At 58.9% G+C, this 13,757-nt stretch carries 16 protein-coding genes; 12 read left to right on the plus strand and 4 right to left on the minus strand.

Features of this window, described 5'->3' with window-relative positions; all coding sequences use genetic code 11:
- The first annotated feature begins 171 nt into the window (after nucleotides 1-171).
- Entirely contained in the window at nucleotides 172-1,002 is an 831-nt protein-coding gene (locus ACZZ0B_RS14350) for an alpha/beta fold hydrolase (RefSeq protein WP_463545548.1), read from the plus strand.
- A 111-nt stretch (nucleotides 1,003-1,113) separates the two neighbouring features.
- Here ACZZ0B_RS14350 and ACZZ0B_RS14355 read toward each other — a convergent pair whose 3' ends face one another.
- The 3 genes from ACZZ0B_RS14355 to ACZZ0B_RS14365 form a co-directional block, all read right to left on the minus strand.
- Entirely contained in the window at nucleotides 1,114-1,506 is a 393-nt protein-coding gene (locus ACZZ0B_RS14355; RefSeq protein WP_463545549.1) for a GFA family protein, read from the minus strand.
- 173 nt (nucleotides 1,507-1,679) lie between these two features.
- On the minus strand, nucleotides 1,680-2,189 hold the full coding sequence (locus ACZZ0B_RS14360) for a hypothetical protein (protein WP_463545550.1): 510 nt from the start codon (nucleotides 2,187-2,189) through the stop codon (nucleotides 1,680-1,682).
- Nucleotides 2,186-3,469: an AAA family ATPase gene (locus ACZZ0B_RS14365; protein WP_463545551.1), complete on the minus strand. Its 1,284-nt coding sequence runs from the start codon at nucleotides 3,467-3,469 to the stop codon at nucleotides 2,186-2,188. The genes ACZZ0B_RS14360 and ACZZ0B_RS14365 overlap by 4 nt, the downstream gene beginning before the upstream one ends.
- A gap of 532 nt (nucleotides 3,470-4,001) precedes the next feature.
- Between ACZZ0B_RS14365 and ACZZ0B_RS14370 the strand changes: the two genes are divergently transcribed.
- From ACZZ0B_RS14370 to ACZZ0B_RS14410, 9 genes are all read left to right on the plus strand, one after another.
- Nucleotides 4,002-4,367 (plus strand): DUF6124 family protein, encoded by a 366-nt coding sequence (locus ACZZ0B_RS14370; RefSeq protein WP_150750890.1) that lies wholly within the window; start codon nucleotides 4,002-4,004, stop codon nucleotides 4,365-4,367.
- Nucleotides 4,368-4,524: 157 nt separating this feature from the next.
- Entirely contained in the window at nucleotides 4,525-5,514 is a 990-nt protein-coding gene (locus ACZZ0B_RS14375; protein WP_064390495.1) for an aldo/keto reductase, read from the plus strand.
- Entirely contained in the window at nucleotides 5,511-6,101 is a 591-nt protein-coding gene (locus tag ACZZ0B_RS14380; protein WP_463545552.1) for a flavodoxin, read from the plus strand. Before ACZZ0B_RS14375 ends, ACZZ0B_RS14380 begins: the two co-directional genes overlap by 4 nt.
- Nucleotides 6,102-6,169: 68 nt before the next feature.
- Nucleotides 6,170-6,637: a (R)-mandelonitrile lyase gene (locus ACZZ0B_RS14385; RefSeq protein WP_463545553.1), complete on the plus strand. Its 468-nt coding sequence runs from the start codon at nucleotides 6,170-6,172 to the stop codon at nucleotides 6,635-6,637.
- Nucleotides 6,638-6,865: 228 nt separating this feature from the next.
- Nucleotides 6,866-7,639, plus strand: a complete 774-nt coding sequence (locus ACZZ0B_RS14390) for a carboxymuconolactone decarboxylase family protein (protein WP_463545554.1) — start codon at nucleotides 6,866-6,868, stop codon at nucleotides 7,637-7,639.
- A 121-nt stretch (nucleotides 7,640-7,760) separates the two neighbouring features.
- Nucleotides 7,761-8,705, plus strand: coding sequence for an alpha/beta hydrolase (locus ACZZ0B_RS14395; RefSeq protein ID WP_463546940.1), 945 nt, complete (start codon nucleotides 7,761-7,763; stop codon nucleotides 8,703-8,705).
- Nucleotides 8,706-8,754: 49 nt separating this feature from the next.
- On the plus strand, nucleotides 8,755-9,807 hold the full coding sequence (locus ACZZ0B_RS14400) for an alpha/beta hydrolase (protein WP_463545555.1): 1,053 nt from the start codon (nucleotides 8,755-8,757) through the stop codon (nucleotides 9,805-9,807).
- An 81-nt stretch (nucleotides 9,808-9,888) separates the two neighbouring features.
- Entirely contained in the window at nucleotides 9,889-10,782 is an 894-nt protein-coding gene (locus tag ACZZ0B_RS14405) for a LysR family transcriptional regulator (protein WP_463545556.1), read from the plus strand.
- A gap of 48 nt (nucleotides 10,783-10,830) precedes the next feature.
- Nucleotides 10,831-11,499, plus strand: coding sequence for a class I SAM-dependent methyltransferase (locus tag ACZZ0B_RS14410; RefSeq protein WP_008086703.1), 669 nt, complete (start codon nucleotides 10,831-10,833; stop codon nucleotides 11,497-11,499).
- 164 nt (nucleotides 11,500-11,663) lie between these two features.
- Here the strand turns inward: ACZZ0B_RS14410 and ACZZ0B_RS14415 are convergent, their stop codons facing one another.
- Nucleotides 11,664-11,915, minus strand: a complete 252-nt coding sequence (locus ACZZ0B_RS14415; protein ID WP_440096181.1) for a transmembrane sensor/regulator PpyR — start codon at nucleotides 11,913-11,915, stop codon at nucleotides 11,664-11,666.
- A gap of 288 nt (nucleotides 11,916-12,203) precedes the next feature.
- Here ACZZ0B_RS14415 and ACZZ0B_RS14420 point away from each other — a divergent pair, with 288 nt between their 5' ends.
- On the plus strand, nucleotides 12,204-12,728 hold the full coding sequence (locus ACZZ0B_RS14420; protein ID WP_008086700.1) for a sigma-70 family RNA polymerase sigma factor: 525 nt from the start codon (nucleotides 12,204-12,206) through the stop codon (nucleotides 12,726-12,728).
- Nucleotides 12,721-13,698: a FecR domain-containing protein gene (locus ACZZ0B_RS14425; RefSeq protein ID WP_440096182.1), complete on the plus strand. Its 978-nt coding sequence runs from the start codon at nucleotides 12,721-12,723 to the stop codon at nucleotides 13,696-13,698. Before ACZZ0B_RS14420 ends, ACZZ0B_RS14425 begins: the two co-directional genes overlap by 8 nt.
- Nucleotides 13,699-13,757 lie beyond the last annotated feature (59 nt).

Genomic DNA, 13,757 nt, shown 5'->3' on the forward strand with positions numbered 1-13,757 from the left:
GCCTAATTTGCGCTTGAAGCCAGACGTTGCGACCACCGGTCATGCAGATGTCGACTTTAATCCTACAGTTGATAACGGCTCGCACCTGAGCCATCAGAAGGCACGTCATCAGCGAAACCGGTCCGCGCCCACCGCGCGGGTTATCCATCACATTGGTCTGGAGTAGCGAACATGGGATTTGTCACCACCAAAGACGGCGTCGAAATCTTCTACAAGGATTGGGGCCCGAAAGACGCGCCGGTGATCCACTTCCACCACGGCTGGCCGCTCAGCTCAGACGATTGGGATGCGCAGATGCTGTTTTTTCTCGGCAAAGGCTTTCGGGTGGTTGCGCATGATCGGCGTGGGCATGGCCGTTCGAGCCAGGTCTGGGATGGCCACGATATGGATCATTACGCCGACGATACGCTGGCGGTGGTCAATCATCTGGGCCTCAAGAATGTCGTGCATGTCGGTCATTCGACCGGTGGTGGTGAGGTGATTCATTACATCGCCCGGCATGGCCAGGACAACGTCGCCAAAGGTGTGCTGATCAGCGCGGTGCCGCCGCTGATGGTGCAGACCGAGAGCAATCCGGGTGGGCTGCCGAAATCGGTGTTCGATGATTTTCAGGCGCAGTTGGCGGCGAATCGTGCGCAGTTTTATCGGGATATTCCGACGGGGCCTTTCTATGGCTACAACCGGCCGGGCGCCACGCCTTCGGAGGGGATCATTGCCAACTGGTGGCGTCAGGGCATGATCGGCGGCGCAAAAGCCCATTACGACGGGATCGTGGCGTTTTCGCAGACGGATTTCACCGAGGACTTGAAGAAGGTCACGGTGCCGGTGCTGGTGATGCATGGCGAGGATGATCAGATTGTGCCGTATGCGAACTCGGGGCCGTTGTCGGCGAAGTTGCTGCCCAATGGCACGTTGAAGTCGTATCCGGGGTTTCCGCACGGGATGCCGACGACGGAGGCCGAAACAATCAACGCGGATCTTTTAGCCTTTATTCGAGGCTGAACAATGTAGGAGCTGCAGAACGCTGCGATCTTTTGATTTTGCGCCTTGAAAATCAACGTCAAAAGATCGCAGCGTTCCGCAGCTCCTACACAGGCAGATTGTGGGCTGCCATTAATCTTCGGTTCGGCCAGTGTTTTCGCGATCACGGTCATAGTGGTGAGCCAGCGGAAGCGCCGGCAGCCAAGCCTCGCGGCGAATGGTCCAGAGTTCGTAGGTGGGTTTGAACTGATTCGGCTCATCGAGCGATCCGACGTTGACTTCCACTTCGTCTGCCGAGCGCGTGAACACGGGTGAACCGCAGCGTGGGCAGAAAAACCGGCCGTTGTAGTCGCGGGTTTTGCCAGTGACCTTCAACGCATCCTCGGGAAATATTGCCGAAGTGTGAAAGAGCGTGCCGTGGCGTTTGCGGCAGTCGAGGCAGTGGCAGATGCCGACACGGTAGGGCTGACCTGTCACTTCGAAGCGGACATCGCCGCATAGGCATCCCCCGGTAACTCGGTTCATAGTACCGGTCCTCTGTTTACCTGTTTCACCGTTGAAACATAGCAGTTGTGCAAACCTCGGCAGCTATCCTTGAAGTACTAAAAAGGCCGCTTTTAAAAAACGGCCTTTTCTCAATCCCGTCAGCATCAAGGCAGTCTTGTTTTTTCAGCTAGACCAGCCACTTGCGTTGACATTCAGCGACGGCGCCGAGGAACATTTACAGGCTGTGCTGGTTCATGCGCTTTTAAGCCAGCATCCCCTGTCAGAATTTCAACTGAGTACCCGGCCTTGGCATAGTACTCCGCCACGTCCTTGATGGTGGTGTCACCGATGGTCAGTTTCTCGGCAGCAAGCTTTGGCCATGCATCAGCGAGGGCGTGAAGGTTCTCCGATTGCCACAAGACTGTTTGCTCTGTGAATGCCACCCAAGGCGATGTAGCACTTGCGGCTTCGCGAAGATAACCCGCCAAGGCTGTGGCGCACTCGAACCGCTCAGCAGGGGCTTGGGCTATATGGTTACCCGTCTCGATCAGAGTCGCTAAAGGCAGAACCAACGTGCTCTTTGACTCAAGTTCCAAAGCGATCAACTTACTGATTCGCTCATGGTTCCAGCGATCCGCTGCCGGACCTGCTTCTGCTTTCCCCGGAACTTGTAGCCAGCAACACAGTACTGAGGTGTCCATGATCAAAATGCGCTTACTCATTCGGCAACTCCTTCTGCCAATGCGGTTTGCGCGTTGGAAATACTCTCCTCAATCAGTCCTTGGCTAGAAAGGCGCCCTATAGGCCCCTGAGCTAATAGTTTCGGCAACTGCTCAAGGCTTTCCAACAAGGTGAGTACGCTATGACCTGTAGACGGATCTCGATTGGCTACCGTAATAAAAGGCACCATCTCGTTGCCCATGGCGTCCAGGAGCGCCGGATTGTGAGTAGTCACCAAAACATCTACGCCGCGCTGAGTGCCTACACTTTTAAGCATGTCCAGGAGTAAGCGCGCCCTCGATGGATGTAGGCCGTTATCCACCTCCTCAATGACCAGCAAACTTGAGGGTGGGCGAGTGAGCAAAGCAGTCAGGATCGCAAGAAACCGCAGTGTGCCATCTGACATACCACGAGCATCAACAGTCGGGGTTTCGCCTTGGTCTCGCCAAAACTCTTCACAATAAAGCATTGCATCAGAGTTAAATTTCCCTACCGTTTCTGCGTATACCCTTCGAATGTCTCGCTCGGGTAGTTTGCTTGCGTATCGGGTCAGTACTGCTTCAATTTCTTCTTTCTTTTCTTCAGGTAATGCCGCCAGCACACCAGCGATATTGCGCGCATCTGACTCCAGTCGCTCCGAAAGAGAGGAGTAACCCCGCATGTGCGAGGGGATGGGGTCGAGAATAAAAATGTCTCTGAGCGAAGAAATGACCAGGTTGACGCCATCCTGGATTTCCTGCCTCAACTTCTGCCCAACCAACTGAAAAAGGACTGAGTTGGTCCGACTCAACTGGCGTGGAGAGCCCTTTTTTTCATTGTAAAGACGCGCGACGATTGTCGGCGAGTCCTCCGCACCAGCATCCGTGCGGAACAACTTGATGTTGCCAGCTGGCGATTTTCGAATACCGTCCTTGCCCAGTCGATACTTCACTCGAACGAGCTGTTCTGCCTGCAACTCGCAACGATTCTCTCGAATGCTGCATTCGAGACGGTATTCGTAATCCGTCAGGTCGTCGGCACGACAGGTGACCGCCAAAGCGAAAATAGAACCCGGTCGCCTAGCCGCCCATTCGATGCCGCCTCGCAGTGGGATCTGGACGCCATCACCCTGCAAGGCTGAAGTCAGCATAATCCCGGACGCGGAGCGATTGAGCAGCAGGAGCGCGTCCAAGGCGTTCGACTTACCACTGGCATTGGTGCCCACAAGCACTGACAGTGGATCGATATAAAGGGTGGCTTTCTCGTAGCTCTTCCAATTTTCGAGCGACAGCTCAGTGATCATGGGTGCTCCTTGCTAAGACCCTTGAATAAATTGCGCCATCATACAGTTACTCGGCGCTCATAACGTTTGACGTGGTGCTAATAGATACAAAATGGCTAAACCTACACGACCCTCGTTGTCGCAGTCCAAGTACCCGGCAGTTCACTTCGTCTGGCGTTCATAAACACGATTAAGCAGATACGTTTAAATAACACAACCCGTTACGCCCTCCTCCCTACAACACCTTGCGCCGTTACCTACGCGTACGCCAGAATCCGCCGGCTTACACGGCTATGAGCCGGGCTATATCGTTTGCCTGTCACTGCAAAACAGTGATCGGGTTTGGTAGCCCGCTTTAAATTGTCGTTGTTGCGACACCGTCGATGCTGTCTCCTTTTTTTGAGGTATGGCTTTGAATGGTGGGCATGCGTGGGGCTCATCCGTGAGCGCCGGGTTACCCAATTTGACCGGTCTACCAACCCGCGCATGGCCGCCACCCGCCGTTTGGTAGCGAGGGTGATGGCTCCCATTTTTTCAAATTGGAGCTTTATCTATGTTCAAAATCACGCCAAATCCGCCAGACACCGATCCAATCCCTCACGACCCCGCGCTTGACCCGCAAAAGGTCAAAGAGGCAACCGACCGCGCCCTCGACTACTACCTGCGACCCGAAGCACTGGGTGCTCCACCAAGCTCGCCTCCATTTCGCCCGGTCTATCTGGTCGACCCCACGCTGGATGAAGAAACCCTGTTGGTCGAAGCCTGTGAGTCGCTTTCCTACGCCCACTCCATGGCCGGTAACATCGCCAACTCAATAGGCGGCCCGGAGCGCAAACCGCTGCTGGCGCTGCAACAGGTGATCATGCTGAACGAGCTGTTGGTCAACCGTCTGCTGGACAAGCTGCGCATCCCGCAGTAGCCAACACACGGAATAAGTGAGGGAGTACCCCCTCACTTTCGCGTTTGCCCCCTCTGTCGATTAATGAACAACACTCATCAAGCCATCCCGTTTTACCCGTCTAGTCCTCACCAGTCACCTCGCTTACTGTTCTCCCCACGCCCAACGGGAGATCGACATGCACAAGCGCACACTCGGCAACAGTTCACTCGAAGTATCCGCCCTCGGCTTTGGCTGTATGGGCCTGAGCCATGGCTACGGCCCGGCCACGGATACCCAACAAGCCATCGCACTGATCCGCTCAGCCGTTGACCGAGGCGTGACGTTCTTCGACACCGCCGAGGTCTACGGCCCTTACCTGAACGAGCAGGTGGTCGGCGAAGCGCTGGCGCCGGTTCGAGATCAAGTGGTCATCGCCACCAAGTTTGGCTTCACCTTCGGCGATGACAATAAGCAGCAGATTCTCAACAGCCGCCCCGAGCACATTCGAATGGCCGTCGAGGGTTCGTTGCGCCGACTGAAAACCGACTACATCGATTTGCTTTACCAGCACCGCGTCGATCCGGACGTGCCGATCGAGGACGTCGCCGGCGCGGTGAAAGATCTGATTGGCGAAGGCAAGGTCAAGCACTTCGGCCTGTCGGAAGCGGGTGCGCAAACCATTCGCCGTGCCCATGCAGTGCAACCGGTCACGGCGCTGCAAAGCGAATATTCGCTGTGGTGGCGCGAGCCCGAGCAGGAAATCCTGCCGACGCTTTGGGAGCTGGGCATCGGCTTCGTGCCGTTCAGCCCATTGGGCAAAGGTTTTCTCACCGGCACGGTGTCGGCCGAGGCCACTTACGGCAGCGATGACTTCCGCAGCATCGTCCCGCGTTTCAGCCAGTCCGCGCTGCAAGCCAATCAGGGCCTCGTCGTGTTGATTCGTCAGATCGCCGCGCAGAAACAAGCCACACCGGCGCAGATCGCGCTGGCCTGGCTGCTCGCGCAGGCACCGTGGATCGTACCGATTCCGGGGACGACCAAACTGCATCGCCTGGAAGAAAACCTCGGCGGCGCGGACATCACCCTCGACGCCGCCGAACTCAAGGCCATTGATACGGCGCTGGCGCAGATTCGCATCGAAGGCGAGCGTTATCCCGAAGCCCTCAAGGCGCGCGTCGGCCGATGAGCCACGATCACGATCCGCTGCGGCGCACGGTAATCGCCGCACTGGCCAGCGCCCCGCTGCTGTCGCTCGCCGACACGCAGAGTGCCAGTGAAACACCGCGCTCAGGCTCGCGGATTCTGGTCGCGTACTTCTCGCGCTCGGGTAATACCCGCGTGGTCGCTGGGCTGATTCAGCGTGGACTGGGTGCCGATCTGTTCGAGATTCGCCCGGCCCACGCCTACCCCGAGGACTATCTGCAAACCGTGGAGCAGGCGCGTCAGGAACGTGACAGCGGCTTCGAACCCGAGTTGCAAAAACGGGTTCATGCCCTCAGCGACTACGACACGATCTATCTGGGTTTTCCGATCTGGGGCGAAACCGCCCCACCGATCGTGCGCGCATTCCTCAGCGCCCACGACCTGACCGGCAAGACCCTCATCCCCTTCAACACCCACGGTGGATTTGGTTTGGGCAATAGCCGCAGTGTCCTCGAACAGCACGCGCCCAATGCCAGGCTGATCGAAGGTTTTGTAATGGAGGGCGAGCAGGAGCGCAGAACCATGGAACGTGTGAACGGCTGGCTGTCGGATAACCCTCTCAAGGGCTAGGCGATCACTTGCCCTGCCACGGCGATTCCCTGCACGGATCACTTCACTGTCTGACCGGAGTTCATCCATTGAATCGATTAATTGCGCCATTTGTTGCCTTGTCGCTCATGACCGCTGAGGCCGGGGCCGCCAGCGAAATCCGCATTACCCCGAACGGCGCTCAGCCCTCGATCAAGGGCGCGGCGGAAAATTTTACCGGCTCCGTACGCGTCGATGGTCTGTTCAAAGGTGAACCGCCGGCGCGTATCGGTGGCGGCACGGTGGCCTTCGACCCCGGCGCACGCACGGCGTGGCATACCCATCCACTGGGCCAAACGCTGATCGTCACTGCTGGTGTCGGCTATGTGCAGCAAGAAGGTGGCCCGCGCCAGGAGATTCGCCCGGGCGACATTGTCTGGATACCGCCGCACACCCGCCATTGGCATGGCGCCTCCGCCAGCAACGGCATGACCCACATCGCCATCGCTGAAGCCGAGGACGGCAAGACTGTCACTTGGGCAGAACAGGTTTCAGAGGCGCAATACGCTGGCCAATGAAGTTACGGAATGTGTCGAAGTTTCCTGCCGGCACTTTCGCAACAAATCGGCAAACGACATCAAGGCCCCACACCAGCGGGGCCGCGTCAGGATTTCAGCGTTTAGCGCCGAGCCGACTCATGAGTTCTGCTCAGGAGTCCATGCGCAATTTCGGGGTTAATCGCTACAACCATCCTCCGTACGATCCAGCGACACCGCAGTGACCTGCAATGGACGGAGCCTTTCACGATGAACACTGACGCACGCAACCGCACTGCCCTCCCCGCACTCATGGCGCTCTGCCTGAGCGTCGGGGCGATATTCAGCGTTACCACTCAAGCAGCCGAGGCATCGCAAACCATGACCAGCACGCCAGTCAGCGCAGCAGCACTGTCGAGTAAACAACAAACCATTCCACTGATCGCCGCGTTCATGGCGACCAGTGACATGCCCAACCTCAACGCAGCCCTCAATCAAGGTCTCGATGCTGGCCTGAGCATCAGCGAAACCCGGGAAATTCTCGTGCAACTCTACGCCTACGTCGGTTTCCCGCGCAGCCTCAACGCCTTGAACGAGCTGATGACCGTGGTGCAGGCGCGCAAACAACGCGGCATCGAAGATGCGCCGGGGCGTGAGCCGAGCCGGGCGATTCCAGTCGGTGATGAACTGCTGGCCGCCGGCACCGCGAATCAAACGAAGATCTCCGGCGCTCCGGTCAAAGGCCCGGTGTTCGAGTTCGCGCCGGTGGCCAACCAGTTTCTGCAAACCCACCTGTTCGGCGATATCTTCGAGCGCGACAACCTCGACTGGCAAAGCCGCGAACTGGCCACCGTCGGCGCGCTGGCAGCGACGCCGGGCGTGGAATCGCAATTGCGCTCGCACATGGCGGCGAGCCTGCGCGTCGGGCTCAGCGCGGCACAGTTGCGCGAGGTCACCGAACTGCTGAAAAAACATGGCGATGCTCAGACTGCCGAACGGGCCAACGCAGCGCTGACCCAGGCCGTCGCGGCCTCGAGAAAATGACATGAAATCGGCAAAACACCTGCTGGGGATCACCCTGTTCGGCGCATTGGCCGCGTGTGCGAACCATCCCGAAGGCCCGTTGCTGATTCAGAAGCAAGGCAGTTTCGCCGCTGGCGGCACGATGACCACCGCGGCGGGCATATTCGATCCACGCAAACCGATGATGCCCGACGGTCAGACCTATCACGGTGATCACGCCTACGCGTTCTACCAGATCCCGGCCGACGCGCGGAAACTGCCCATCGTCATGTGGCACGGCGCGGGTCAGTTTTCCAAGACCTGGGAAACCACCGCCGATGGCCGCGAAGGTTTTCAGAACATTTTCCTGCGTCGCCACTACGGCGTTTATCTGATCGATCAACCACGGCGTGGCGACGCCGGGCGCAGCATGGTCGAGACCACAATCAAACCGGTGCCGGACGAACAGCTGTGGTTCAACCAGTTTCGCATCGGCCTGTGGCCCAACTATTTCAACGGCGTGCAAGTGGCACAGGACGCACAGACCCGCGAGCAGTTTTTCCGGGCGATGACGCCGAACACCGGGCCGTTCGACATGGGCGTGATGTCCGACGGCGTATCAGCAATTTTTGACCGAGTCGGCCCAGGCATCTTGTTCACCCATTCCCAAGGTGGCGGGCCGGGTTGGTTGACGGCGATCAAGAACGACAAGGTCAAGGCTATCGTGGCGTTCGAGCCGGGTAGTAGTTTCGTGTTTGCCGAAGGTGAAGTGCCGGCGCCGATCCCCAGCGCGTTCGACACGGTGCAAGGCGCAGCGGTGCCAATGGCTCAGTTCATGGCGCTGACGCGCATTCCGATTCTGATCCTTTACGGCGACAACATCCCGGAACAGGCGGTCGACCTGCCCGCTCAGGACAGTTGGCGCGCACGCCTGAAGATGGCCCGACTGTGGCGTGATGCGGTCAATCGCCACGGCGGCGATGTACGCCTGATCCACCTGCCGGAGATCGGCATCCACGGCAACACCCACTTCCCCATGTCGGATCTGAACAACGTGCAGATCGCTGATCTGGTCGCGCAATTCCTCAAAGAAAAACAGCTGGACTGACCCAGACACTTTTGCAACTGCCGCCCTTTTGATTGCTCAGGAGCTTCACGTGAAAAACACCCTCAAAGCCACGCTCATGTCGGCACTGGTCGGCCTCTCGGGCGGCGAAGCCTTGGCCGCCGACTACAAAAAGAACCCGTTCACCCTCGCCTACGACGGCGCGATCAGCAAGAACGCACCGGGCAAGGTCAACATCCGCCCGGTCAGCTACAAGCTCAACGGTCTGGACATCGTGGCCAACGTTTACACCCCGGCCAATTACGACGCGAAAAAGACCTACCCGACCGTGGTCATCGCACACCCCAATGGCGGCGTAAAAGAACAAGTCGCCGGGCTGTATGCCCAGCGCCTGGCCGAACAGGGTTACATCACCATTACTGCCGATGCGGCCTATCAGGGCGCCAGCGGTGGTCAGCCGCGCAGCATCGATAAACCGGCGTATCGCATCGAAGACATCCACGGCATGGCCGACTTCATCAGTCAGTTTGCCGGCGTCGATAACAAGCGTCTGGGCCTGCTCGGCATCTGTGGCGGCGGTGGTTATTCGTTGGCGGCGGCGCAAACCGATAAACGCTTCAAATCGCTGGCGACGGTGAGCATGTTCAACTCGGGTCGGGTACGCCGCAACGGCTATAACGACTCGCAAATCGACAGCATCCAGCAACGTTTGCAACAAGCATCAGCAGCCCGCGCGCAAGAAGCGGCCGGCGGCGCGGTGTTGTATTCGGATGATGCCAACCTCACCGATGAGCAGATCGCGAAACTGCCCTTCGAGCTGTATCGCCAAGGCTACGAGTACTACTGGAAGACCCATGCGCACCCGAACTCGACCTTCAAATACACCACCAGCAGCCTTATTGACCTGATGCGTTTCGACGCCACCGACCATATCGAGTTGATCAACCAACCGTTGCTGATGATCGCCGGCAGCAAGGCCGACAGCCTGTACATGACTCAGGATGCGTTCCCCAAAGCCACCGGCTCGACCGACAAGGAAGTGTTCATACTCGACGGCGCCACGCACATCGAAACCTATTGGGTGCCGCGCTATGTCGATGCGGCGATCGGCAAACTGAGCGAGTTCTACGCACGCACCCTGTGATGAGCGCTTTGAGGGTCGCGCATCCGTGTGCGACCTGCTTACATGGAATAATCACGCGCTCCTCATGAGAGGCTCTCATCAATGTCCCGCGCCAACCTCAACGACCTGCAAGCCTTCGTGGTCATCACTCGCGAAGGCAGTTTTACCCGCGCTGCCGCGCAACTGGGCGTTTCGCAGTCGGCGTTGAGCCACACCCTGCGTGCACTGGAAAGCCGACTGGGTGTGCGCCTGCTGACGCGAACGACGCGCAGCGTATCGCCGACCGAAGCGGGTCAGCGCTTGTATCAATCGATGGCGCCACGCTTTGACGAGATCGAACTGGAACTGGCAGCGGTCAGCGAGTTTCGCGACACCCCGGCCGGCAATGTGCGTATCCAGGCCTCCGAGCATGCGGCGAACAATATTCTCTGGCCGAAGCTGCTGAAGGTGTTGCCCGACTACCCCGACATCAAGGTCGAAATCACCGTCGATTACGCGCTCGCCGACATCGTCGCGCAGCGCTATGACGCCGGTGTGCGGCTGGGCGATCAGGTGGCCAAGGACATGATCGCCGTGCCGATCGGTCCGTCGTTGCGCATCGCAGTTGTGGGATCACCTGAGTACTTTCGGGGGCGGTCATTTCCCAAGGAGCCGGGTGATCTGGCCGCGCACAACTGCATCAATCTGCGTCTGCCGACGCATGGCAGCCTGATGCAATGGGATTTCGAGAAGGACGGTCACGAACTCAAGGCGCGCGTTGAAGGGCAATGGACGTTCAACAGCAGTGTGCCGATTCTGCGCGCAGCGGTGGCGGGATGCGGTCTGGGCTTTCTGCCCGAAGACATGGTCGCCGGGAATCTGGCCGACGGCAGTCTGGTGCGGGTGCTGGAGGACTGGTGCCAGCCCTTTGCCGGCTATCATCTTTATTACCCGAATCGCCGTGAACATTCGTCTGCGTTCGGGGTTGTGGTGGATGCGCTGATCTACAAGCCCTAGCTTGCGATCATCGTCCATACTGGGTTTTTCAATCGTCGGGAAACCGCCATGCCCTCCCCCGAATCCAGCCTTTTGCAGAGCTGGCACGACAACGCCGATGCCTGGATCGAAGTGATCCGCAGCGGCGGCATCGAAAGCCGTCAACAGGTGACCAATCAGGCGATTCTGCTGGCGATCATGGGCCGCCAGCCGGAGCATGTGCTTGATCTGGGTTGCGGCGAAGGCTGGTTGTTGCGGGCGCTGGCGGACCTGGGCATCGCTGCGGTGGGCGTGGACGGTGATGCGACGCTGGTTGAAGCGGCGCGTCTGGGCGGATCTTCGACGGTGCATGTCGCCGACTACGACGCGCTGGTCGAAGCCAAGGTCGATATCGGTTGTGACTTCGATTTGATCTGCGCGAATTTCTCGCTGCTGCATCAGGACATTATTCCTCTACTGGCCGCGATGAATGTGCTGCTGGTTCCCGGTGGTGCGCTGGTGATTCAGACATTGCATCCATGGGCAGCAGCGGCAGGCGATTATCAGGATGGTTGGCGCGAAGAATCATTCGTCGGGTTCAAAGGCCAGTGGCAGCCGATGCCGTGGTATTTCCGCACGTTGTCGAGCTGGTTCAATGCGCTGGACATGGCCGGCTTCCGCCTGATCAGCCTGCAGGAACCCCAACACCCACAAAGCCCGGTGCCGCAGGCGCTACTGATCGTCGCTGAGCGACGCTGACATTCGAAAACACCCCCAATCATTGTGGGAGCTGGCTTGCCAGCGATGGCGTCGGGTCAGGCAACATTGATCTTGAAGGGAACGGCCTCATCGCTGGCAAGCCAGCTCCCACAGTGATTTCAGTTGTCATCGGGATTTGTGGGCACCCCATAAACCTGTGGGAGTCAGGCAGCTTGCGGGACCAGTCGTGGCCCGCGCAGGCGGTATTGCGCCAGCAGGCGCATGACGTAGCCGATCTTGATCAGGGTCGGGCCGAGGATGGTCAGCGCATGCATCGCCACCAGCAGGGCAATCGGCATGGGGCCGTTGTAGAGGTAGGCGCCGTAGATGCCGGCCAGCAGCATGATCAGGCCGGCAGCGAGGACTTTGCTCGACAGGTGCAGAACATGCAGCGGGCTTTCGAAGAAGGTGAGCATGGCGGCGTACTCCTGATCCGTTCGGTGGGTACGTTATGTATTTCAAGTCTCGTGCCAGTTTTTTAGCCCAATAGAATCAAGCACCTGAGCCGACGAGAGTCAATTTGACACGGGTAACCAAAAGTCAATTTGACTCCAGCAAGAGTCATTACGACTACATCCGCAAAAAAACCAGAACCCCACTGCCTAAAAGCAAACCAATATCATTTGCACACCATCCAGCCTTTTGCTTTAATCGCGACCCATTCCTATTTAGACCGATCACGGTCGTTCTGGACGCTTGCTCTGATGACGGTCGCCGACACCTCACTTGTGCAGAATCTCTACCTCAGCCATCACCGCTGGCTGCACGAGCTGTTGCGTCGACGCCTGAGCAACGCAATGGATGCCGCCGACCTCGCCCACGACACCTTCATCCGCGTGCTCAAGCGCCCGCAAACCTTCAATGGCGAAGTCCACGAGCGCTCGCATCTGGCGACCATCGCCCGCGGTTTGTGCGTCGATCACTGGCGCCGTCGGCAACTGGAACAGACTTGGCTCGACACCCTCGCCAGCCGTCCGCCAGCCTTGCAACCCTCGCCCGAGCAGCAAGCGATCATCGTTGAAACCCTGCACGAAGTAGACGCCATGCTCCAGCGCTTGCCGCCGCGAGTCAGCGAGGCATTTATCCTCGCGCAACTGCATGGCATGCCTTACAAACTGATTGCCGACCAGATTGGCGTCAGCGAGCGGATGATCAAGAAGTATCTGGCGCAGGCGATGATGCACTGCGCGATCCTCGAAGCCGAACTCGACGGTCTGCTCATTGAATAATCCGCTGAACACGCTCAGCCATGCCTCCCTCGAACAGGCGGCGAACTGGTACGTGCAATTGCATGACGAACAGGTCGCCGAGCCTGAGCGTCTGCGTTGGCAGGCCTGGCTCGCACAAAGCCCGGAGCATCAGGCAGCCTGGCGTTATGTCGAACGCGTTGGCCAGCGCTTTGCGCCGTTGCAGAGCGAAAACGAGGCCAGCAGCCACGCCCTGCGTAATAACGCACGCCACGCGATCAGCCGCCGCCAGTCGCTCAAGGGCTTGCTGGTTATTGCCGCGACCGGCCTGGCGGGCTGGGCTGTCGGGCGCAATACGCCGCTGATGGATTCGGTCGATCGCTTGACGGCCGACCTCTCGACGGGCACCGGCGAAACCCGCGAAGCCACATTGAGCGATGGCAGCCGGGTCTGGCTCAACGCGTTGAGTGCACTGAATATTCGTTTCGACGCCCATCAGCGACTGCTGCAATTACGCGCCGGCGAAGTGTTGATCGACACGGCCAAAGACCTCGGCCGGGCCTTTTGGGTGGAGACCGAACATGGTCGATTGCGCGCGCTGGGGACGCGTTTCAGCGTGCAGCAGAACGAGCGCAACACCGTGCTCAATGTCTACGAAGGCGCGGTCGAAGTGCACAACCGCCAAGGTGAAACCGAGGTGGTCCAGAGCGGTCAGCAAATGGCCTTCAGCACGGGCCGATTGAACACCGCGACAGCCGCTGATCCCTCCCGCGAAGCCTGGCACCGAGGCCTGTTGCTGGCCGACAACACGCCGCTGGGCGAACTGATCGACGCGCTCAGCCGCTATCGACCGGGGCATCTGCATTGCGATCCGGCCGTGGCGGCGCTGCCGGTGATGGGTTCATTCCCGCTCACGGATACCGATCAAGCCTTGCGCCTGCTGGAAGCGGCGCTGCCGATCCGTGTCGACAAGACCTTCAACTGGTGGGTCAGCATCGGGCCGAAAGCCTGAGGACTTTTTTCACCACGTGGTTCCCTTTTGGCTTTTTCATTCGGTTAACCCCCAGCAAC

The sequence above is a fragment of the Pseudomonas sp. AC247 genome, assembly GCF_979258015.1.